Origin of the sequence: Actinacidiphila glaucinigra, from assembly GCF_900188405.1 — a bacterium.
Taxonomy (GTDB): Bacteria; Actinomycetota; Actinomycetes; order Streptomycetales; family Streptomycetaceae; genus Actinacidiphila; species Actinacidiphila glaucinigra.
This window is the reverse complement of sequence record NZ_FZOF01000004.1, coordinates 180,750-202,030: the sequence shown is the minus strand read 5'-3', so window position 1 is coordinate 202,030 and position 21,281 is coordinate 180,750. Positions and strand designations below refer to the sequence as shown.

Genomic DNA, 21,281 nt, shown 5'->3' with positions numbered 1-21,281 from the left:
GAGGCCGAGTGCGGTCCGGCGTGCCGGGCCTCGTCGAGCCGGCGTCGGCCGTCCGTTGCGGCCGGCTGCCCTTCGCGGGATCGCTGTTGCCGGGCGGGGCCGGCGGGGGTCGTTCAGCTCGTGGCGGTGGCCGGGAGGCCGAGGGCGGTGAGGCGTGCGCGTGCCTCGTCGAGCTGCGGCCAGCCGTCCGTTCCGGCGAGCAGCGCCTCGCCGGAACGCTGCTCCCGGGCGGCGCCCACGGGGTCACCCGCGAGGACCAGCGCCTCGGCCAGGTGCAGCCGGCACAGCCCCTCCGCCACGGGATGGCGCAGACCGCTCAGCACCGTGAGGGCGGCCTCGAACTCCCGGACCGCTGCGGCGGGATCGCCCAGCAGGAGGAGCAGGCCGCCGAGGTCCCCGCGGGCGTAGGCGGTCCCCGGCGCGTTGCCCAGCTCCTCGAACAGGCGCAAGGCCGTACGGTGGCAGGCCAGCGCGGTCGCCGTGTCCCCCTCCTCGCGGGCCACCAGGCCCAGGCCGCCCAGGCCGTACGCCTCGCCCAGCCGGTTGCCGGCGCGACGGTGGACCGCCACGGCCTCCTCCGCCGCGGCCCGGGCCTCCGCGACGCGGCCCAGCCGCAGATACGCGGCCGCGGCCAGCCCGCGCAGCTGCGCGTACGCGGGTGAGGAGCCCGCGCCGCCCGCCAGCAGTGCCAGCGCCCGCTCCGCTTCCCGCGCGGCCGCGTCGAACTCCCACCGCACCAGGTGCACCGTGGCCAGCTTCCCGAGTGCGTCGGACTCCTCGGGGGGCATGCCGAGCCCGCGGTACAGATCCCGCGCACGGCGCAGGTGGTGCAGGGCCCCGGTGGTTCCGCCCGTCTGCCGCAGTACGTCGCCGAGGTGGCGGTGCGCGTCCGCCTCCCACTGGGTGTCGCCGGTCCGGCCCGCCAGCTCCGCCGCCTCCCGCAGCAGGGGCGCCGCCTGCTCCAGGTTGCCGTCCGCACCGTGGATGGAGCCGATGACCAGGGCGGCGCGCGCGGTGATGCGCGCGTCGCCGGCCGCCCGTCCGGCGTCCTCGGCCGTCCGCCAGACCCGCAGCCGCTGGGCGTGGTAGTGCTGCAGGTGCCAGCCGTGCTCGGCGGCCTCGGCCAGCCGGAACACGCGCTCGTGGGCGCCGGCCGCCGCGCCCTGCCGGGCGACCGCGGCGAGGTTGGCCGCCTCGTCCGCGATCCAGCGGGGCGGGTGGTCCCGGGCCGCGGCCGCGTACCAGTCCAGGAGGCGTTCGGCGATGCGGTCCGCGGAGCCCGGTGGTTCCTCCGCCGCGAGCCGTTCGAGGGCGAAGAGCCGGATCAGGTCGTGCAGGCGGTACCGCTCCCCGCCCGAGCCCTCCAGGAGTTGCGCGTCCACCAGGCGGTCGAGCCCGTCACACGCCTCGGACCCGCCGGTCCCGGCCAGCGCGGCCGCCGCCGCTACGGGGAACTCCCCGCCCGGGAAGGCGCCGAGCCGACGCAGCAGGCGGCGGTCCCGCGGGGCCAGGTCCTCGTAGGCGGTGCCGAGCGTGGCGCGGACGGCCCAGGCGCGGAAGTGGAGTTCGTCCAGCCGGGTCCGTTCGTCCTCCAGCCGCCGGGCGAGGTCGGCCACCGCCAGCCGGGACCGGGCGGCGCGCGCGCCCGCCACCCGGATCGCCAGCGGCAGCCCACCGCAGGCCCGGACCACCGCCGTGGCGGCCTCCGCGTCGGCCGCGCCGCCGTCCGATCCGCTGACGCGGGCCAGCAGCACCAGGCGTCGGCGGTGGCGAGTGGCGCGAGCTCGAACGCGACCGCCTCGGGCAGATCGGCCGGCAGCGGGCGGCTGGTCACGATCGCCGCACACCGCGGGCCCGCGGGCAGCAACGGCCGTACCTGGTCGGCGTCCTGGGCGTCGTCCAGGACGACCAGCAGCCTGCGGTCCGCCACCAGGGTGCGGTAGCGCGCCGTCAGTGCTTCGGTATCGCCGTACGGGGCCGGTTCGGCGTCGCCGAGGGTGGCCAGGAACCGGGCGAGCGCCTCGTCCGTGCTCATCGGATCGCCGCGCCCCGCGCCGAGGTTCACGTACAACTGGCCGTCCGGGTACGCCGCGCGCAGCAGGTGCGCCAGCCGGTTGGCCAATGTCGACTTGCCGACCCCCGGCGGGCCGGCGATCGCCACCACCCGGGCGCCGCCCGCGATCGCGGCCCGCAGCGCCGCCTCGTCGGCCTCCCTTCCGGTGAAGTCGGCCACCTCGGGCGGCAGTTGCGCGGGGGTGAGGCGCGGGGCCGGATCCGTCGCGACCGCCGTGGAGGGCGCCGCGGGGAGTTGCAGACGCTGCTGCCACAGGGCCAGCCCGGCCGCGGCGACCGCACCCGCGCCGACCGCGGGCCAGGCCCAGACGGCCAACGGGCGGAGCGCGGGCGGCAGGACGCCTCCTGTGGCGACGTTCACCGCGACGGCCAGGGCCACCGACACCACGCCCGACGCCAGTGCCAGAAGCGCGAGTACCCAGCCTCGCCGCACCGCCCCACCCCCAAGACCACCGTCGCCCGGTCCCGCGCAGGATCCCGCGAACCCCACCCCTCGCGGAAGTGCCCAGCCCCACGGAAGTGGCGGGCGCCCGGGCACCGGCACGCGTCGGGGCGCGTGGTCGCCGCCCGTCGACGCCGGGCCTGCTGCCGGAAGCGCGGGCGCTCGGCGAAGGGGCAGAACACCCGAGGTGCCGGTCGCTTCCCGCGTCTGCGGGCCCGTCGACGCCCGCACGTACCGGCGGCCGGCATCGCCAGGCAGACCACGGCCTCGGCCTGGGGTATGCCGCGGATCCACCAGGGCCCGCTCCCCGGGCCCCTCGTCCTGTCCCGGGGCGGCGGCAGGACGCGGTGGGGCTGCCCGACCCCGGGTCCTGTACGGACCGTCATGTCGGGTGGCCGGTCGGCACCGGCTCCATGATGCGGGGCAGGTACTCGGCCGGGCGCCGGGGCGAGTGGGCGGGCTGAGAACGCCGGGGGCACCCCGCGCGGCCGACGGGCGGGCGTGGGCTGGGCGACGCCGGCGGCAAACCCGCCACCCGGGCTTCCTGCGGGCCCACGCCGGGTGCCCTTGCCGCCGGACGGGCAGGGGCAGGGGCACCCCGGCGTGGGGACTCGCGGCCGAACCGCGTTCGCGCCGTCACTCGTTGTGGAGCACCTGGGCGATCGTCAGGCGGGCCGCGCGGCGGGCGGGGAGATACGCGCCGAGGACCGCGATGGCGATGCCCGTCAGGGCGAGGGCGGTCAGGGCCGCCGGGTGCCAGACGTCCGTCATGTACGGGGGGAGGGTGATGTCGACGGCGTCCACCATGCGCGGAACCACCTGCCTGTAGCCCCAGATGCCGAGCGGGACGCCGAGCACGGAGCCGAGGGCGCCGAGTGCCGCCATCGAGGTCGTCATCATCACCGTGACCTGGCGCGGGGTCATGCCGATGGACTTCAGCATGCCCAGGTCGCGGCGCCGGTCGCGGGTGTTGAGGACGACCGTGTTGAAGACGCCGAGGGACGCGACGACGGCCAGCATCGCGGTGAGCGCCGAGGCGGAGCCGACGACGGTCTGGGTGATGGTGTTCGGGCCCGTGATCGCCGGGCCGACGCCCGGGTCGGCGGCCGCGGCCGCGCGGGCGTACGCGGCCGGGTCGGTGCCGTCGCGGAGCTTGACGTGGTAGGCGATGGGCTTCTCCTCGGGGGCGAGTGCCGTGAACGTCGCCCAGTCGGTCGCGAGCAGTTCGCCGTTGGTCTCCATGAACGCGCCGACGACGGTCACCTCCCGGCTCCGCCCGCCCTTCTGCAACCGCACCTCGTCGCCGACCCGCAGCCCCGACTGCCGGAGCCAGGCCGTCCCCGCGACGACCTCGCCGGCCCGCCGCGTCCAGCGGCCCTCGGTGAGCACGCTGTCCAGTTCGGGTCCGTCGCCGCGGCGGCCCTCGAGCATCGCCTTCCGGGCGGAACCGGCGACCGTCACCTCCACGTCCCCCCGGGCCGTGACCCCGGCGGCGCCTGGCAACGAGGAGAGCAGGGAGTGGAGTTCCGGGTCGGAGTGCTCGGGCTCGACGAGCTTGCCGTGCCGCACGGTGCTCGCGTACACCGTGACCTGGTAGGCGTCCCGGCCCGCGTTGCCGAACCGGGTCATCGTCGTGGCCAGACCGGAGGCGAACGTCACGGTGGTCACGCCCAGGACCACCGCCGCCACCGTCAGGGCGCTGCGGCCGGGCCGGGCGAACGGCAGCCCCACGCCGAGGCTCACCGAGCGCGGCAGCCGGCTGCCGGCCAGGCGCCGCTGCACGCCCGGCGCGCGGCCGGTCCGCGGGGCGGTGCCCGCGCTGATCGCCCGCGCCGCGGAGAGCCGGCGCGCACGCAGCGAGGGGGCGAGCGCGGCGAGGACGCAGACGGCCGGCATGCCGAGCAGGGCGAGCACGTTCACCCACGGCGGGATGCCGACGCTGTCGTGGAACACGCCCGCGTCGGGCCCGGTGAACGTGAACCGGAGGAACGGCGCCGCCAGCAGGTTCCCGGCGAAGACGCCGGCGGCGCAGCCGAGGACCGCGGGCGCGGTCACCATCACCAGGTACACCGCGAGCACCTGCCCCGGGGTGAACCCCAGGGCCTTGAGGATGCCGATGTGCCGGAAGCCGGAGATCACGGCACCGCTGACCACATTGGCGACGATCAGCACGGACACGACGATGCCGAGGATGCCGAAGGCCGACAGATACGGCGCGTACGCCCGCGCCGCCGCGCCGATCCGGTGCTTGAGCGTGAGGTACGACTCGGAACCGGCGAGCGCGCCCTGCGGGAGCCGCGCGGTCACCGCGCCCATCCGCTCGCGGAGCAGGGTGTCCGACGACGCGTCGGAGAAGCGGAGGAGCAGCTGGGTGGCGGCCGGGTGCAGCGCGTCGATCTGGGAGGGTGCCACCCAGGCGTCCGCGGTACGGCTCAGGTCGAAGGCGAAGCCGACGATGGTCAGCGTGGGGCCGGACGGGACCGGGATCCGTTTGCCCAGGTCGTCGGCGGTCCAGTCCGACTGCCGGTTGAGGACCACCTCGCCGGGCGCGGTCGCCCAGCGGCCCGCCCAGAGGTCGAGCCGGTCCACCTCCCCGCCCGGCTCCGCCCGGCCCACGATCGTGACCTCGCCGAAGACCCCGTACTGCGCGGTGTCCCGCGGCAGCGCGACCGTGGCCCGGGGGAACGGCCCTTCGACGGCCTCGACGCCGGGATCCCGTGCCGCCCGCGCCAGTTGTGCGTCCGAGGCCACGGACCGGTCGAACGCGGCGACGACATGGGGCCCGCGCTGCTCGCCGAAGGCCTTGTCGAACGGCGCGGAGGCGGCGTCGACCAGTCCGAGCGCGACGACGATCGCCCCCGTCGAGGTCAGCGTCACCAGAGCGATGACGAGGGTCTGGAGCCTGCGCCGCCGTACGGCCGCCCGCGCGGCCCGCCACACCGCCCTCATGCGGACGGCTCCAGGGTGTGCTGCCCGGTCACCCGGCCGTCGGCGAGGGTGACCAGGCGGCCGGCGCAGCGGCGCGCCAGGTGCTCGTCGTGCGTCACCAGGACGAGCGTCTGGCCGATCTGGTTGAGGTCGAGGAGCAGGTCCATCACCTGCTCGCCCGCGCGGCTGTCCAGGGCGCCGGTCGGTTCGTCGGCGAGCAGCAGGGCGGGCCGGTTCATCAACGCGCGGGCCACGGCGACCCGTTGGCGTTCGCCGCCGCTCAGCACGGCCGGGTGGGCGTTGGCGCGGTCCGCGATGCCGAGTTCCTCGAAGAGTTCCATGGCGCGGCGCCGGGCGGGACGGGCCGGGGTGCCGGTGAGCTGGGCGGCGAGCGCGACGTTGTCCAGTGCGGACAGGTCGTCGACGAGGTTGAAGAACTGGAAGATCATGCCGATGCGGCGTCGCCGGTACAGGGCGAGGCCCTTCTCGCTCAACCGCCCCACGTCCTCGCCGTGCACCAGCACGGTGCCGGCCGTGGGCCGGTCGAGGCCGGCGATCATGTTGAGCAGGGTGGACTTGCCGCACCCCGAGGGACCCATCACCGCGACCGCCTCGCCGGCGCGGATCTCCAGCGTCACGCCGTCCAGGGCCGTCGTCTCGCCGTATTCCCTGCGTACGCCGTCGAGTCGTACGACCGTCTTCCCGCTGCTGTCCTCAGTGACCATGCACAGGACGCTAGGCGCCCGGCGCGGCCCGGACATCCCTCCCCGGATGGCATCTTGACGGGGATCTCATCCCGGGGATGCAGAACTCTGCATCCAGGGGCTGATGCGCCCGTGGTGATCGTCTGGGAAGGTGAACCCGTGGCGATCGGGGAGCCGTACGTGCTGGTGGCGGCGCTGGGGGTGGCGTGCGCGGTCGCCGTGTGCCTGGCGGTGGCCCTGGTGCGCACGCGGCGCAGCCGGCAGTCGGCCCTGGGGGAGCGTGGCTGGCTGCTGGAGCGGGAGCGGGAGATCGCCGCGCGTACCGCGGTGGCGGCCGAACGCGAGCGCATCGCGCGGGAGTTGCACGACATCGTCAGTCACAACGTCAGCCTGATGGTGGTGCAGGCCGGGGCCGCCCGCGAGGTGCTGGGCACCATGCCGGACGAGGCCGCGGCGGCGCTCCGGTCGGTCGAGGAGGCGGGGCGCGGCGCCATGACGGACCTGCGGCACATGCTGGGGCTGCTGGCGCCGTCCGCGGGCGGCGTGGACGACGAGGGCGGGGTGCGCGATCCGGACGGGGCCGGCGGGGGCGGCGGCGAGGCGCTGGCCCCGCAGCCCGGCCTCGACCGGCTGGGGGTGCTGATCGACCGGGTCTCCTTCGCCGGGCTGCCCGTCGAGGTGCGCGTCGCCGGGGAGCCGCGCCCGCTGCCGCAGGGCGTCGACGTGACGGCGTACCGCATCATCCAGGAGGCGCTGACCAACGCGCTCCGGCACGGAGACGGGGGGAGGGCGGAGGTGACGGTGCGGTACGCGGAGCGCGCGCTGCGCGTCGAGGTGCTCAACACCGGCCCCAGCGTGCTGAACGGAACAGGAACAGGAACCGGAACAGGGCCCGGGGCCACTTCCGCTCCGCGCCGCCGGGAAGGCACCGGGCGCGGGCTGCTGGGCCTGCGTGAACGGGTCGCGGTGTACGGGGGAGACCTGGACGCCCGGCGCCGTCTCGGCGGCGGTTACCGGGTCAGGGCGCGCATCCCGCTGGACCGGCCGTGACGGCGGCGGAGGGGGCGTCCCCGCGTGTGCTCATCGCCGACGACCAGACGCTCATCCGTACCGGCTTCCGGCTCATCCTCACCGCGCGCGGCATCACGGTGGTCGGCGAGGCGGCGGACGGCGCGGAGGCGGTCGCCGAGGCCCGCAGGCTGCGGCCGGACGTCGTGCTCATGGACATCCGCATGCCCACCATGGACGGCCTGGAGGCCACCGCCCGCATCCTGGAGCAGATCCCGGAGTGCCGGGTGCTCATCCTCACCACCTTCGACCTCGACCGCTACGTTTACACGGCGCTGTCGGCCGGGGCGAGCGGCTTCCTGCTCAAGGACGTCACGCCCGAGCACCTGGCGGCGGCCGTGCGGCTCGTCGACACCGGGGACGCCCTGCTGGCGCCGTCGATCACGCGCAGGCTGGTGGAACGCTTCGCCTCCGGAGCGGGTGCCGCGCAGGACGGTCCCTCGGCCCACGCCGGCCTCGCCGCCCTGACGCCCCGCGAACGGGAGGTCCTCACGCTGCTCGGCCGCGGCCTGTCCAACCTCGAACTGGCCGCGGAGCTGACACTGAGCGAGGCGACGGTGAAGTCGCACGTCGCCCGGATCTTCGCCAAGCTGGCGTTGCGCGACCGGGCCCAGGCGGTGGTCCTGGCCTACGAGACCGGCCTGGTACGGCCGGGCGCCCCCGGCGCCGGATCCTCCCCCGGGCGTTGACGCCGCCTCAGACGCGGTCGGCCGCGGGGACGGGGTCCGGGGCGGCGAGGCGCCGCCGGTAGGGCAGCAGGAAGGCCGTACCCAGGATCAGGACGCCGGCGGCGGCGACGGCCGTACGGGGACCGGTGACGGCGGCGAGCAGGCCCCAACCGGCCGTCAGTGCCGCGATGGTGGCGCTGCTGGTGATGGACCAGGCCGACAGGACGCGGGCGACCTGGTCGGCGGGGCTGTGCGCGAGCCGGTAGGTGGCGAGCACGGGGTTGAACACCCCCACGCACGTGACCAGGCCGAACTCGACCAGGATGACGAGCACCAGTCCCCACGGGCCCGGCCGGACGAAGGCCAGGCCGACGAGCCAGCAGGCCCTGAGGGCCCCGCTGACGACCATCACGCGGCGCTGCCCGTACCGGGGGACCAGCCGCCGTGAGAGCCGGGAGCCGACCAGGCCGCCGAGGCAGGGCACCCCGAAGGCGAGCCCGTACTGCCAGGGAGTGAACCCCAGGTCGCGCAGGAGGAGGACGGCCAGCAGCGGTGCGGTCGCCATGATCAGGCCGTTGACCAGGGTGGTGTTGAAGAACAGCAGGCGCAGGGTGGGGTGGCCCAGGATGCGCCGCCAGCCGTCGAGCAGGTCTCCGGGGCGGAAGGGCCGTGCGGTCCTCGGCGCCGGTGGCGCGTCCTCACCGCCCATCGCCCGGATGCCGAACGCCGACAGCAGGAAGCTGACCGCGTTCACCACGGTGGTCACCAGGGGCCCGAACGCCCCCATGGCGAGACCGCCCGACGGCGGGCCGAGCGCCGTCGCCGTCCACATCGTCGACTCGAACCGGCCGTTGGCGCTCAGCAGGTGCTCCGGACGCACCAGCGCCTTCAGGCAGGCTCCGCTCGCCGCGGTGAACACGACGTTGGAGGCGGCGACGACGATGGACACGAGGACCAGGTGCAGAAAGGTCAGCGCCCCCGCCAGATGGGCCACCGGGAGCGAGAGCAGGACCGCGAACCGGAGCACGTCGGCGCCGATCATCACGGGCCGTTTGCGGCGCCGGTCCACCCAGGGGCCGAGCGGGATCGCGATGAGCGCCGCTCCGGCCAGCCCTGCCGCGGACAGCAGGGACACCTGCGCCGGGCTGCTGTGCAGCAGGCGGATGGCGATGAGCGGGAAGGCGTCGAGCGCGAACCACGTGCCCACCGTGCTCGTGGCGTACGCCGTCCACAGCCATCCGAATTCGCGCCCCAGCGACGGCCCGCGCTCCACGACGTCCTCCCCGCTTCCGTTCCCCGCTCCGGCTGCCCTGTCGTGCGGTCCGGGGCTCAGGGCAGGGGCGCCACGTAGACCCAGGCGCCGTCATGGCGGACGAAGCGGCTGTTCTCCTCCATCACGTCGTGCTCGCCGCGCAGGCCGTAGTGCGCGCGGAAGGCGACGGTGCCCTCGCTGTGGAAGGCGCTGCCGTCGGTCGTGGCGAGGATCTCCAGCCGCTCCCAGCGCATGTGGTGGTCGAGGTCCAGCTCCGCGGGCCGGGTCTCCGGGTGCCAGGTGCGCAGCACGTACGCCGCGTCGTGCACCGCGTAGGCGCTGTAGCGGGAGCGCATCAGGGCCTCGGCGGTGGGGGCGGCGGCGTGGCCCGAGTGGTACCGGCCGCAGCAGTCGCCGTACGCGGCGGGCAGCCCGCAGGGGCAGGGCGCGCCGGGGGAGTGCGGCACGGGACGGGTGCGGGGGCGCGGGGCGGAACGGCGGCCGGGACGGGACTTGGGCATGCCGCCCATTGTGCACCGCCGCCACGGGCCCGCCCGCAGGCCCCGTGACCACCGGCGATTCCGCCCGGGTAGCCTGCGGGACGGCAAGATCTCCGCCCGCCCGACCCCGAGGAGCCCCCGTGCCGCAGCCGAGGATCGCCCTGGTGACGACCGCGCACCTCCCGGAGGGCACCGTCGATCGCGACCTGCCCCTGCTGCGGGACGCCGTCGCCGCCGCGGGCGCCGAGGCCGCGGTCGTGAACTGGGACGATCCCGGCGTCGAATGGGCCGGGTTCGACCTGGCGCTCATACGCTCGACCTGGGACTACACCTGGCGCACCGGGGAGTTCCTGGCCTGGGCCGACCGCTGCGGTGCCGCGACCACCCTGCTCAACCCGCCCGCGGTCGTGCGCTGGAACTGCGACAAGCGCTACCTGGGCGAGCTGGCCTCCCTCGGCGTTCCCGCGGTCGCCACCCGCTACCTGCCGCCGGGCGGCGGCACCGACGGGCTGCCCGCCGACCACGAGTTCGTGGTCAAGCCCGCGGCGGGCGCGGGCGCCCGCTACGCCGCGCGCTACCGCCCCGGGCAGCACGAGGAGGCGCGGGCGCACGTGGCGCGGATGCACGACGAGGGCATCACCGCGATGGTCCAGCCGTACATGCCGCGGATCGACACCACCGGCGAGCGCGCCCTGGTCTTCCTCGGCGGCCGCTTCCTGCACGCCATCGCCAAGAACGCCGTGCTCTCCCCGGACACGCGCTACGACCAGCGCAAGGTCGCCCACCCCGGAGTGCGCCCCTGGACCCCGACGGAGGCCGAACTGGCCGCCGCGGAGCGGGCGCTGGCCGCCGTCCCGGGCAGGCCGGAGCTGCTCTACGCCCGGGTGGACCTGGTCGACGCCGAGGACGGCACGCCCCGCGTGATGGAACTGGAGCTCATCGAGCCCAACCTGTTCCTCAAGGACCACCCGGAGTCGCTGCCCGAGGTCGCCGGCGCGATCGTGCGCGCCGCGGGCCGAGCCGCGGGCCGAGCGACAGGTCCCGTCGCGGGCTGAGCCTCAGCGGGTCACGGGCAGTCCGGCCCGCTCGGCGGCCGCCGCCAGGACCTCGCGCAGCATGGCGGGGGTCAGCCGCCCGGTGAAGGTGTTCTGCTGGCTGACGTGGTAGCAGCCGTACAGGTGCAGCGGCGGCTCCCCCTCCGCGGGGGCCGCCAGCTCCACGTGGGCGCCGTGCCCGAAGCGCGGCAGCGGCCGCGGCAGCCGGTACCCTGCGCCGCCGAGCACGGGCAGCAGCGCCTGCCAGCCGAACGCGCCGAGGACGACGATCGCGCGCAGCGTCGGCCGCAGCAGCTCCAGTTCTCGCACCAGCCACGGGCGGCAGGTCAGCCGCTCCTGCGGGGTGGGCTTGTTGTCGGGCGGCGCGCAGTGGACGGGCGCCGTGACCCGCACCCCGTACAGCTCCAGGCCGTCGCCGCGTTCCGTGGACGTGGGCTGGGAGGCGAGGCCGACGGCGTGCAGGGCCTCGAACAGCACGTCGCCGGAGCGGTCGCCGGTGAACATCCGCCCGGTGCGGTTGCCGCCGTGCGCGGCGGGGGCCAGACCGACCAGGGCCAGCGCGGCGTCCGGCGGGCCGAAGCCCGGCACCGGACGAGCCCAGTACTCCCACCCCGCGTAGGCGCGGCGCCGGACCCGGGCGGTCTCCTCACGCCAGTCGACCAGCCGCGGGCAGGCCCGGCAGCCGGTCAGCCGTTCGTCGAGCACGGCCAGGTCCTTCGCCCCGGGCGCGGCGAGGGCGGGGAAGTCCGCCGATTCCTGCTGCACCTGCGTGCCGTCCCTTCGCGGCCGGTACGGCGCTCGTACGGCCCGCCCCCACGCTACCCAGCCCCCGGCCCCGCCGCAGGAGGCGGCGGGGCCGGGGGCACGCGGTGGGGCGTACGCGGTGGGGCGTACGCGGGGGTCAGGCGCGGGCCGGCTCCGGCTCGGCCGCCGGACCCGGCGCCTCGACCTCGTCCGCCGCGCCGGCGGGGCGCAGCCCCTCGCCCTCGACGTCGACGTTCGGCAGGATCCGGTCCAGCCAGGACGGCAGCCACCAGGCACGCCGGCCCAGCAGCGCCAGCACCGCGGGGACGATGGCCATCCGCACGACGAAGGCGTCGAAGAAGACGGCCGTCGCCAGGCCGAAGCCGATCGACTTGATCATCGCCTCGTGGGATCCGATGAAGCCGGCGAAGACGGCGATCATGATGACCGCGGCGGCGGTGACGACCCGTGCACTGTGCCGGAAGCCGGTCACGATGGCCTGCCCGGGCCGTTCCCCGTGGACGTGTGCCTCGCGGATGCGCGTGACCAGGAAGACCTCGTAGTCCATGGCGAGACCGAAGACCACGCCCACCAGGAAGATCGGCATCATCGACATGATCGGGCCGGTCTGCTCGACCCCCAGCAGCGAACCGAGCCAGCCCCACTGGAAGACCGCGACGACCGCGCCGAGTGCCGCCATCACCGAGAGCAGGAAGCCGAGGGCGGCCTTCAGCGGGACGAGGACCGAGCGGAACACCACGATCAGCAGCAGGAAGGCCAGGCCGACGACGAGCGCCAGGTAGGGCAGCATCGCGTCGGTGAGCTTCTGGGAGGTGTCGATGTTGAGCGCCGTGGTGCCGGTGACGGAGACCTCGGCGCCGGTACGGTCCGTGATCCCGCCGCCCGCGGCGCGGATCGCGCCGACCAGTTCCTCGGTCTCGCCGCTGCTCGGCTTGGACGCGGGGACCACGGTGATGATCGCGGTGTCACCGGCCTTGTTGAAGGTCGCCGGGGTCACGGCCGCCACGTCGTCGAGGCCCTTGAGGTCCGCGGCGACGTCCCGGACCACGCCCCGGGGGTCGTCGGTGCCCTTGGCGTCGGTGACCACGACCAGCGGGCCGTTGAAACCGGGCCCGAAGCCCTCCGAGAGCAGGTCGTACGCCCGGCGCTGGGTCGTCGAGGCGGGCTGCGACCCGTCGTCGCCGAGGCCGAGTTCGATCGAGCCGGCGGGCACGGCCACCGCGCCGAGTGCCGCGACGCAGAGCAGCAGGACGGCGACGGGGCGCCGGATGACGAACCGGGCCCAGCGGGTGCCCATGTTGGGGCGCTCCGCGCGGGGCACGCGGTGGGCGTGGTGCCGGGCGTCCCCGCCGCGGCGGCGGAAGAGGCCGCCGGCGTTCGCGGGACGGACGCGCTTGCCCGCGAAGCCGATCAGCGCGGGCACGAGGGTGAGGGCGATGAGGACGGCGATGACGACCGTGCCGGCGGCGGCCACGCCCATCTTCGTCAGCATCGGGATGTCGACGACGGACAGGCCCACCAGCGCGATCACGACCGTGAGCCCGGCGAAGACCACCGCGGAGCCCGCGGTGCCGACGGCGCGCCCGGCCGCCTCCTCGCCCCGCCGCCCCTCGGCGAGTTCGGCCCGGAAGCGGGAGACGATGAACAGGGCGTAGTCGATGCCGACCGCCAGGCCGATCATCATGGCCAGGATCGAGGTGGTGGACCCCAGGTCGAGGGTGCTCGCGAGCGCGGTGATGGAGCTGACGCCGATCCCGACGCCGATCAGTGCCGTGACCAGGGGCAGTCCGGCGGACACCAGGGAGCCGAAGGTGATCACCAGCACGACGGCGGCGACGGCGATGCCGATCACCTCGGTGGCCCCCGTCTCCGGCGCCGTCTGGAGCGCGTCACCGCCGATCTCCACGGTCAGCCCGCTGTCGCGGGCGTGCTCGGCCGCGGTCTCCAGGGCCTCGCGGGAGGAGTCCCGCAGTTCCATGCCTGGGACGTCGTACGCCACTCGCGCGTAGGCGATCGTCCGGTCCTTGCTCACCGCCCCGGCCGTGTACGGGTCGTCGACGGAGGCGACTTCGGCGCCCTGCCGCAGTTCGGCCACGGCCTTCCGGACGGCCTTCTTCCCGGCGGGTTCCGTCAGCTTCTCGCCGGCGGGGGCCTTGAAGACCACGCGTGCGGTCGCGCCGTCGGCGCCGGCGCCGGGGAAGCGCTCGTCGAGGAGGTCGAAGGCCTTCTGGGACTCGGTGCCGGGCACGGAGAAGGACGAACTGCCGGCGGCTGGCGCGTTGGCGGCGCCGACACCGGCGAGGGCGAGCAGCGCCACCCAGATCAGGACGACGAAGTGCCGTCGCCGGAAGGCGAACCGGCCGGTCCGGTAGAGGAATGTGGCCACGGGGTGTACTCCCTGTCGGGTTCGAGGGGCGGTGGAGGACGGTCGCCGTCAGGGAGCGGACGCGGCGGCGGGGTGGGGGTCGGGAGCGGGGTCGGGGCCGGGACGGAGGCCGAGTGCGGGCAGGATCACCGCGTCGAGGAAGGCCAGCAGGTAGGCACGGGTGGGCGGCAGGTCCTCGAGCACGTTCCGGGTGAAGAAGGCGCCCAGCAGCATCTGCAGGAGGTAGGGAAGCGCCGGGTCGTCCGCGTGGATCTCCCCGCGGTCGACGGCGCGCCGCAGCAGGGTGTCCAGGCCGGAGCGCTCCGGCTGGATCATGAACTCGTGCAGTGCGCGCATCAGGTCGGGGTTGCCGTGCAGCGCCATGGCCAGGCCGCGCATGAGGGCGCAGTCGCGTTCCAGCTGCCGGTCGTCGTCTAGGGTCAGCAGGGCGCGCAGGTCGCCGCGGAGGCTCCCGGTGTCGATGTCCCCGGGGCCGACGGGCCTCCCGTGCCGCAGGGCCGTGGCGACCAGCGCGGCCTTGCCGCCCCACTGGCGGTACAGGGTGGCCTTGCTGCAGTGGCCGCGGGCGGCGACGGCGTCCATGGTCAGGGCCTCGTAGCCGACCTCGCGGAGCAGGTCGAGCGTGCTCGCGTGGACCGCGGCCTCGCGTTCCGCGGTGAGGCGGCTGCCACGGCGGGTGGTGACCGGTGCGGTCATGGACCCTCTCCGTCCTGAACGAAACGGTTTCGTACTCCTCAGAGCATAGGGTCGGGGCTCATCGAAACGAAACGGTTTCGTACGTGGGCTGCATCACGCCGGGGACGGGAACTTCCGCGGCGGGCCCTCAGAAGGCGTAGCGGACGCGGAGCCACGGCGCGTGCTCCGCCGCGAGCGCCAGCAACCGGCGTACGGACGCCGCCTTCTCCGCCGCGCGGTAGCGCACGTTGAGGTCCCCGTTCTGCGAACGCTTGGGCTCCTGCAGCGCGGGGCGCCACAGCAGTTCCTCGGCCCGGGGGTGCCAGCCCAGGTTGACCTCGTGCAGCCCGGCGTTGTGGGTGAGCATGATCACCTCGGCCGCGGCCTGGGCCTTCACCGCCGCCGGAAGGACGTCGTCCAGATGCCGGAACAACTCCCCCCACGCGTCCTGCCAGCCGGGGCGCACCACGACCGGCGACAGGTTGAAGTGCACCTCGTACCCGGCCTCGAGGAAGTCGCCGGCGGCGGCGATCCGTTCGGCCACCGGGCTGGTCCTGACGTCCAGCAGCCGGGAGTCCTCGGGCGGCATCAGCGAGAAGCGGACCCTCGTGCGTCCGCGCGGATCGAGCCGCAGCAGGTCGGGGTTGACGAACTTGGTCGCGAAGGACGCCTTCGCCGTCGGCCACCGGCCGAACGCCGACACGAGGTCGGCGGTGTTGTCGCAGATCAGGGCGTCCACCGAGCAGTCGCCGTTCTCGCCGACGTCGTACACCCACGCCAGCGGGTCGCACTGGTTGGGCTCGGGCTTGCGGCCCTGCTCGGCGACGTGCCGGGCGATGCGGCCGACGATCCGGTCGATGTTGGTGAAGGTGGTGACAGGGTTGGCGTAGCCCTTGCGGCGCGGGACGTAGCAGTAGGCGCAGGCCATCGCGCAGCCGTTGGAGGCGCCGGGCGCGATCCAGTCGGCGGAACGGCCGTTGGGGCGGACGGTCAGCGTCTTCTTCACCCCGAGGACCAGGGTCCGCGTCTTCACCCGTACCCAGCGCGCCGCGTTGCCCTCGTTGCCGTGCAGGCCCGGGATCCGCCAGTGCGACGGCACCTCGACGACCTCGGCGGCCGGGAAGCGGGCGAGGATCTCCCGCCCCCGCGGGGAGGCGGCCGCCGCCGGCTCGGCGTACACGGTGCGGACGTCCAGCAGGCGTGCGGCGGCGGGGGAGTCGCGGAACGACGCGCCGCCCGCCGCCGCCTTCCGCGGGGGCAGGACGTCGTCGAGCGGGAACAGCCCGTCGGGTTCCGGTGCCACCGTCGCGACCCTACCCGTACGGGCGGGGCCGCCCGCTCAGACGGCGCGCAGCGTCGCGGTCACCTCCCGGCCCGGCTGCAGGGTCAGGCCCGGGCGCGGGGGGATCTCGCCGGGGTCGACGTCGACGTGGAAGCGCCGGGCCAGGGTGGCCAGCACCAGCACCGCCTCCACCATCGCGAAGCGGGCGCCCAGGCAGGCCCGCGCGCCGCCGCCGAAGGGGAACCAGGCGTGGTCCGGCAGTGCGGCGGCCTCCTCGCCCTCCCAGCGCTCGGGCCGGAACTCCCCCGGCGCGGGGAACCAGCGCGCGTCGCGGTGCGCGCTCCACTGGCTGGACCACAGCACCGTCCCCTCGGGGACCGGCCGCCCGTCGAGCACGGAGTCCTCCTTGGCGATGCCGGTCATCAGCCACACGGGAGGGTAGAGCCGCAACGTCTCCTTGACGACCTGCTCGGTCCAGTGCAGTTCCTTGAGGTCGTCGAAGCGCGGGTCGCGGTCGCCCAGCACCCGGGCGAGCTCTTCGGTGAGCCGGTCGCGCGCGGCGGGGTTGCGCGCGAGCAGGTACCAGGCCCAGGTGAGGGTGGTGCCGGTGGTCTCGTGGCCGCCGATGTAGAGCGTGACCGCCTCGTCCCGGACCTCCCGGTCGGTGAGCGGGCGGCCCTCCTCGTCGACGGCCGCGAGCAGCCGGCTCAGCAGGTCGTCGCGCTCCTCGCCACTGCGCCGCCGGGCGTCGGTGACCCGGGCCACCTCCGCGTCGACGACCCGGACCGCCGCCTTGAGCCGTCTGCGGCCCGGCGTCGGAACCCACGGCGGCAGGAACAGGGTGACGCCCCGGAACTCGTCGCCGATGGCGCGCTGGGCGACGTCCATCGCCCGGCCGATCACGTCCTCCCGTCCCGCCGTGTCGGCGCCGAACAGGGTCCGCACCGCGATCCGCTGGGTGAGGGCCAGCATCTCCCGCCGTACGTCGATGTGCCGGCCCGCGCTCCAGCGCTCCGCGGTGGCGGCCGCGCTCTCCGCCATCGTGTCCGCGTACGACCGGACCTGACGCGGGCGGACGGCGGGCTGCACCAGCGCCCGCTTGCGGCGCCAGGCGGGACCCTCGCTGGTGACCACGCCGTCGCCGAGCACCAGCTTGAACGCCCAGCCGAGTTCGGGATGGCGGAAGACGGTCTCGACGCCGGTCAGCAGCTCGCCGATGTGCTCCGGCCGGGACAGGAACAGCGCACGCTGCGGGCCGAGCCGCCAGCGCACGAGGTCGCCGTGCCCGCGCAGCGTGACGAAGAAGGCGAGCGGGTCACGGGCGAAGGCCGGAAGACTGCCGATCAGCGGCAGTCCGCGCGGGCCGGGGACGGGCAGGACGTCCGCAGCGGCGTCCTCGGGCTGTGCGGTGGTCTCCGCGGTCATGTCGTCCTGTCCTCGGGCTCGACGGCGGGGCACGGGCAGAGCGGTCCGCACCCCAGCAAAGCGGCGCGGCGCGCCTTGCGCCAGAGGGCGTCGCGGCGCGGCCGACGCCGGGGCCTTCGGCGGACTCGACCGGGCGGAACCCCGCACCGGGCCCCCCGGGGTCCGCGTCCGCGATGCCTGGGGACCGGCCGGGGCCGGGGCGGTGGCTCTCACGAGGCATGTGCAGCGGCAGGTCCGTGTGTCCGGTCGGGCCGAGGGGGCGTGAGGTTGCGGCGGCGCGGCCCGACGCGGTGCGACCTGGCCGGCGCGAGCCACCCCGGAGTTCGCACCACGCAGCAGGAGGCGACCCGCTCCGTTGGGCGACCACAGGTGCCGCGTCGGCCGTGTCGGAGCCTCGGCCGTGGCGCGTGGAGCGACGTGTACACGCTCGGCGGGGTTCCGTCACCGCGGGCGCGCCCACCGGCGGCCGGTCAGCGGCGCCGGGCGGAAGGTCGCGGAGTCCGAGACGGCCGGGCCGTCACGGGACGGCGGGGCCGGTGATCGCGCGGCCGTGGCGGTCGTACGGCCAGGCGTTGGGGGTGCAGCCGTGCAGGCCCTTGATCTGCTGCATCATCGCCGGGGCGGGGCGCCCGGGGCCGGGGCAGCCGCGATGGCCGCGGCCGAGGCGGTGCCCGACCTCGTGGTTGATGATCAGGGCGCGGTACTCGGCCGGGCGGCCCTTGTAGTACGGGCTCAGCAGCACCCAGCGCTTGAGGTTGACCACGACGTCCTTGCCGCCGCTGCAGTTCACCTCGCCGCCGGTGTCCAGGCCGTACACCGCGCACAGCGCGTCCGTGGTGTCCGGGGTGGCCAGGCGCACGAGGAAGTCGTACGGCGGAGCGTCGACGCGCCGGAAGGCGGCGCCGGCCGTCGTCCAGCCGCGCTTGTCGGCGAGTATGCGGCCGACCTCCGCGGCCACCGAGGCGGCCGAGAACCCGGTGCCGTCCTCGACCTCCACGCCGTACCGCAGCGGGGTGCCGTGCCCGATGGTCCGCGAGGTGCCGGGGGCCTCGGTGAACCTGCCGTCGCCGTGCTCCGGCACCCGGGTCGGGGTCGGCTTCGGCTTCGGCGTGGTGCCGGGGGCCGGCGTGGTCGCCGGGGCCGTGGCGGCGGCCGGTCCGTGCTGGGCGGTCGCGGGGACCGCGCGCTCGTGGTCGTGCCGCTCGGTCAGCACCGAGCCCAGACCCACGGCGAGGACCGCGAGGACGGCGAGGATGGCGAGGCGCCGTACCAGCACCCGCCGCCGCGGCTTCGTCCCGGGATGTCGGTTCGTCCGGGGGTGTTCCATACGTCGTACTCCGTAGTGCTGCGCGTGAACCGGCGGCGGGCGCCGGACCTCACGCTCCTGTCAGGCGTGCGTGGTCATGCCGGGCGGGCAACGCGACGGTGACCGTCAGCCCGCCCCCGTGACGGGGTTCCGCCGTCACGTCACCCCCGTGGGCCCGCGCCACGGCCCGTACGATCGACAGGCCGAGACCGCTGCCGCGCGCGGACCCCACGCGGTCGGTGAGCCGTCGGAAGGGCTCGAAGAGCACCGGGATCTCGTGCGCCGAGATCCTGGCGCCGGTGTTGGCGACGACGACGCGCGGGCCGTGCCGGTCGTGGGCGGTGGTGACCCGGACCAGACCGCCGGACTCGTTGTAGCGGACCGCGTTGTCGACGAGGTTGCGCACCAACTGCTCCAGCAGGATCGGGTCGCCGATCGACGGCGCCGGGTCCAGCCCGGCCTCCAGCCGCACCCGCTGCCGTTCGGCCTCGGGTTCCGCCGCGGTCACGACGGCGTCGCACACGTCGGCGAGGTCGAGCGGGACGCGGTCGGTCAGCGCGTCCTCGGCGCGGGCCAGGGTGAGCAGGGCGTCGATCAACCGCTCGTGGCGGGCGTTGACGGCCAGCAGGTTCTCGCCCAGCCGCAGCAGCTCCACCGGGGCGTCGGGCCGGTTCATGGCGACCTCGACCAGGGTGCGGTTGATCACCAGGGGGGTCTTCAGCTCGTGCGCCGCGTTGGCGATGAACCGTTCCTGCCCCGCGAAGGCGCCGTCCAGCCGGTCCAGCATCCGGTCGAAGGTGTCCGCCAGCCGCTTCACCTCGCCGGGAGGCATCTCCAGCGCGATGCGGCGGTGCAGGGTACGGCCGGCGATGCGCTCGGCGGTGGAGGTGATCCGGTGGAGCGGGCGCAGCAGCCGCCCGGCGGCCAGCCACCCGGCCGTCGTCGCGAGCACGCCGACCACCAGGACCGTGATCCCGCCCTTGGCCAGCAGGTTCCTCTCCATCGAGGACACGATGACGGCCTTGGTCATCTCGTTCGAGACGGGGAACACCCGCGGATCGAAGGCGAGGTCGAGGCTGTAGCGCATGCCGTTGCGCACCAGGATCAGCGATCCGGCGAGCACGGCCGTGGCGGCGACGAAGAACAGCAGGCCGAAGACGGCGGTCAGCTGCACGCGCAGGCTGCCGCGCCAGACACGGCCGGACGGTGCGCCGGTCACGGTGCTCATCGGATGCGGTACCCCACACCCGTGACGGTCTCCACGACCCCGGGCTCGCCCAGCTTGCGGCGCAGGCCGCGGATGGTGACGCGGACGATCGTGGTGAACGGGTCGATGTTCTCGTCCCAGACCCGCTCCAGCAGGGACTCGGCCGAGACCGGGCCGCCCTGGGCGCGCAGGAGCTCCTCCAGCACCGCGAACTCCTTGCGCGACAGGGGCACGGCACGGCCGTCGCGGCGTGTCTCGCGCAGGTGCGGGTCGAGCCGGATGCCCGCGCGCTCCAGCACCGGCGGGGCGGGCGGCCGCACCCGGCGCCCCAGGGCCCGGATCCGGGCCACCAGTTCGGCGAACGCGAACGGCTTGACCAGGTAGTCGTCCGCACCGAGGCGCAGCCCGGCCACGCGCTCGGCGACCGTCGTGGAGACGGTCAGCATCAGGATCCGCACGTCGGCCGCGTCGGCGGCGGTGCGCCGGCACACCTCGTCCCCGTGCAGTCCCGGCAGGTCGCGGTCGAGGACCATCACGTCGTACTCGTTGACCGACAGGCGCTCCAGGGCCGCCTCGCCGTCGTGGACGACGTCGACCGCGAACGCCTCCTGCCGCAGTCCCTCGGCTATGGCGTCCGCGAGCATCTCCTCGTCCTCCACGACCAGCACCCGCACGTCCCACCAGCCTGTCTCGCATCGCTCGGTACCGTGACCCGCGCAGGTCACGGGCGGGTCAGGCCTCCAGTATGCGGAGGCGAGGTGAACGGGAGGTGAGCCCTCAGTCCTGCCGCGACGCCGCCAGCCGGGACGTGGCGCTGTCGAGCAGCATGTCGAGGGCGGTGGGGTAGGCGCTGCGGTTCATACGGGCGACCAGCAGGCCGGCGGTGGCCGCGATGTGCGGATGGGTCCGCGCCGGCAGCCGCGCGTACGTCTCGCGCCACACGTCCCGGTCGGCGGCGCGGGCGGCCTCGGGGAGGGCCAGGGTCGCCGCGTCCAGCGCGGCGAAGGCCAGGGCCTGGTCGATGAAGGCCTGGTAGATCGCGACCGCGGCGGGGTCGGGGAACCCGGCGGTGCGCAGGATGCCGAGGACCGCCTCGTCGGCCGCCGTCTCGCGGGCGCGCCCGGAGACCCGGCTGGCGGTGAGCACCGCCGCCTGCGGGTGGGCGAGGTACGCGGTGTGGATGCGCAGCCCCAGGCCGCGCAGGTCGGTACGCCAGGCGCCGGTGGACTCCCAGCCGTCCATCGCCCGGCCCATCAGGTCGTCCGCGATGGCCAGGGTGAGGTCGTCCATGCCGCGGAAGTAGCGGTACAGCGTGCTCGGGTCGGCACCCAGCGCGGTGCCCAGCCGCCGTACGGTCAGCCCGGCCGAGCCGTGCTCGTGCAGCATGCGCAGCGCGGTGTCGACGATCAGCCGGTGCGAGAGCACCGCCCCGTTCCTGGTGGGGCGGCGGCGCCGGCGTGCCGCCTCCTGGACGACCCTCTTGGGCACGAGCCCCTCCCCTTTCGCCGCGCCGAGCTTATGCCAACACCATTGACCATACGTCGC

Annotated in this window: 18 protein-coding genes; 3 read left to right on the top strand and 15 right to left on the bottom strand. The window is 75.2% G+C overall.

Annotated elements, in window-relative coordinates:
* Positions 1–113: 113 nt before the first annotated feature.
* The 4 genes from CHF15_RS09915 to CHF15_RS09900 form a co-directional block, all read right to left on the bottom strand.
* On the bottom strand, positions 114–1,136 hold the full coding sequence (locus CHF15_RS09915; RefSeq protein ID WP_245938777.1) for a tetratricopeptide repeat protein: 1,023 nt from the start codon (positions 1,134–1,136) through the stop codon (positions 114–116).
* 308 nt (positions 1,137–1,444) lie between these two features.
* Entirely contained in the window at positions 1,445–2,506 is a 1,062-nt protein-coding gene (locus CHF15_RS45670; RefSeq protein ID WP_245938753.1) for an ATP-binding protein, read from the bottom strand.
* A gap of 645 nt (positions 2,507–3,151) precedes the next feature.
* Positions 3,152–5,464, bottom strand: a complete 2,313-nt coding sequence (locus CHF15_RS09905) for an ABC transporter permease (RefSeq protein ID WP_089223296.1) — start codon at positions 5,462–5,464, stop codon at positions 3,152–3,154.
* On the bottom strand, positions 5,461–6,168 hold the full coding sequence (locus CHF15_RS09900; protein WP_089223295.1) for an ABC transporter ATP-binding protein: 708 nt from the start codon (positions 6,166–6,168) through the stop codon (positions 5,461–5,463). Before CHF15_RS09900 ends, CHF15_RS09905 begins: the two co-directional genes overlap by 4 nt.
* A gap of 138 nt (positions 6,169–6,306) precedes the next feature.
* On the opposite strand from CHF15_RS09900, the gene CHF15_RS09895 reads away from it, so the two are divergent.
* On the top strand, positions 6,307–7,197 hold the full coding sequence (locus CHF15_RS09895; protein WP_089223567.1) for a sensor histidine kinase: 891 nt from the start codon (positions 6,307–6,309) through the stop codon (positions 7,195–7,197).
* Positions 7,194–7,904 carry a response regulator gene (locus CHF15_RS09890; protein WP_089223294.1) on the top strand — a complete coding sequence of 237 codons (711 nt, stop codon included), beginning with the start codon at positions 7,194–7,196 and terminating at the stop codon, positions 7,902–7,904. The genes CHF15_RS09895 and CHF15_RS09890 overlap by 4 nt, the downstream gene beginning before the upstream one ends.
* Before the next feature lie 7 nt (positions 7,905–7,911).
* Here CHF15_RS09890 and CHF15_RS09885 read toward each other — a convergent pair whose 3' ends face one another.
* Entirely contained in the window at positions 7,912–9,156 is a 1,245-nt protein-coding gene (locus tag CHF15_RS09885; RefSeq protein ID WP_089223293.1) for an MFS transporter, read from the bottom strand.
* 56 nt (positions 9,157–9,212) lie between these two features.
* Entirely contained in the window at positions 9,213–9,665 is a 453-nt protein-coding gene (locus CHF15_RS09880; protein WP_375820190.1) for a YchJ family protein, read from the bottom strand.
* 110 nt (positions 9,666–9,775) lie between these two features.
* On the opposite strand from CHF15_RS09880, the gene CHF15_RS09875 reads away from it, so the two are divergent.
* Positions 9,776–10,690, top strand: a complete 915-nt coding sequence (locus CHF15_RS09875) for an ATP-grasp domain-containing protein (protein WP_089223292.1) — start codon at positions 9,776–9,778, stop codon at positions 10,688–10,690.
* A gap of 3 nt (positions 10,691–10,693) precedes the next feature.
* On the opposite strand, the gene CHF15_RS09870 is transcribed toward CHF15_RS09875, so the two are convergent.
* From CHF15_RS09870 to CHF15_RS09830, 9 genes are all read right to left on the bottom strand, one after another.
* Positions 10,694–11,455, bottom strand: a complete 762-nt coding sequence (locus tag CHF15_RS09870; protein ID WP_179279720.1) for a uracil-DNA glycosylase — start codon at positions 11,453–11,455, stop codon at positions 10,694–10,696.
* 136 nt (positions 11,456–11,591) lie between these two features.
* Positions 11,592–13,841: an MMPL family transporter gene (locus CHF15_RS09865; RefSeq protein ID WP_089223291.1), complete on the bottom strand. Its 2,250-nt coding sequence runs from the start codon at positions 13,839–13,841 to the stop codon at positions 11,592–11,594.
* A 48-nt stretch (positions 13,842–13,889) separates the two neighbouring features.
* Positions 13,890–14,537, bottom strand: coding sequence for a TetR/AcrR family transcriptional regulator (locus CHF15_RS09860; RefSeq protein ID WP_089223290.1), 648 nt, complete (start codon positions 14,535–14,537; stop codon positions 13,890–13,892).
* A 127-nt stretch (positions 14,538–14,664) separates the two neighbouring features.
* Complete coding sequence (locus CHF15_RS09855) at positions 14,665–15,819, bottom strand: spore photoproduct lyase family protein (RefSeq protein WP_089223289.1); 1,155 nt, start codon at positions 15,817–15,819, stop codon at positions 14,665–14,667.
* Positions 15,820–15,855: 36 nt separating this feature from the next.
* Positions 15,856–17,223: a cytochrome P450 gene (locus CHF15_RS09850; protein WP_089223288.1), complete on the bottom strand. Its 1,368-nt coding sequence runs from the start codon at positions 17,221–17,223 to the stop codon at positions 15,856–15,858.
* A 517-nt stretch (positions 17,224–17,740) separates the two neighbouring features.
* Positions 17,741–18,550: a DUF3152 domain-containing protein gene (locus CHF15_RS09845; RefSeq protein WP_089223287.1), complete on the bottom strand. Its 810-nt coding sequence runs from the start codon at positions 18,548–18,550 to the stop codon at positions 17,741–17,743.
* 49 nt (positions 18,551–18,599) lie between these two features.
* Complete coding sequence (locus CHF15_RS09840) at positions 18,600–19,757, bottom strand: sensor histidine kinase (protein ID WP_089223286.1); 1,158 nt, start codon at positions 19,755–19,757, stop codon at positions 18,600–18,602.
* Complete coding sequence (locus CHF15_RS09835; protein WP_089223285.1) at positions 19,754–20,410, bottom strand: response regulator transcription factor; 657 nt, start codon at positions 20,408–20,410, stop codon at positions 19,754–19,756. The genes CHF15_RS09840 and CHF15_RS09835 overlap by 4 nt, the downstream gene beginning before the upstream one ends.
* Before the next feature lie 103 nt (positions 20,411–20,513).
* Positions 20,514–21,224, bottom strand: a complete 711-nt coding sequence (locus tag CHF15_RS09830) for a TetR/AcrR family transcriptional regulator (protein WP_089223284.1) — start codon at positions 21,222–21,224, stop codon at positions 20,514–20,516.
* Between the last annotated feature and the right edge of the window lie 57 nt (positions 21,225–21,281).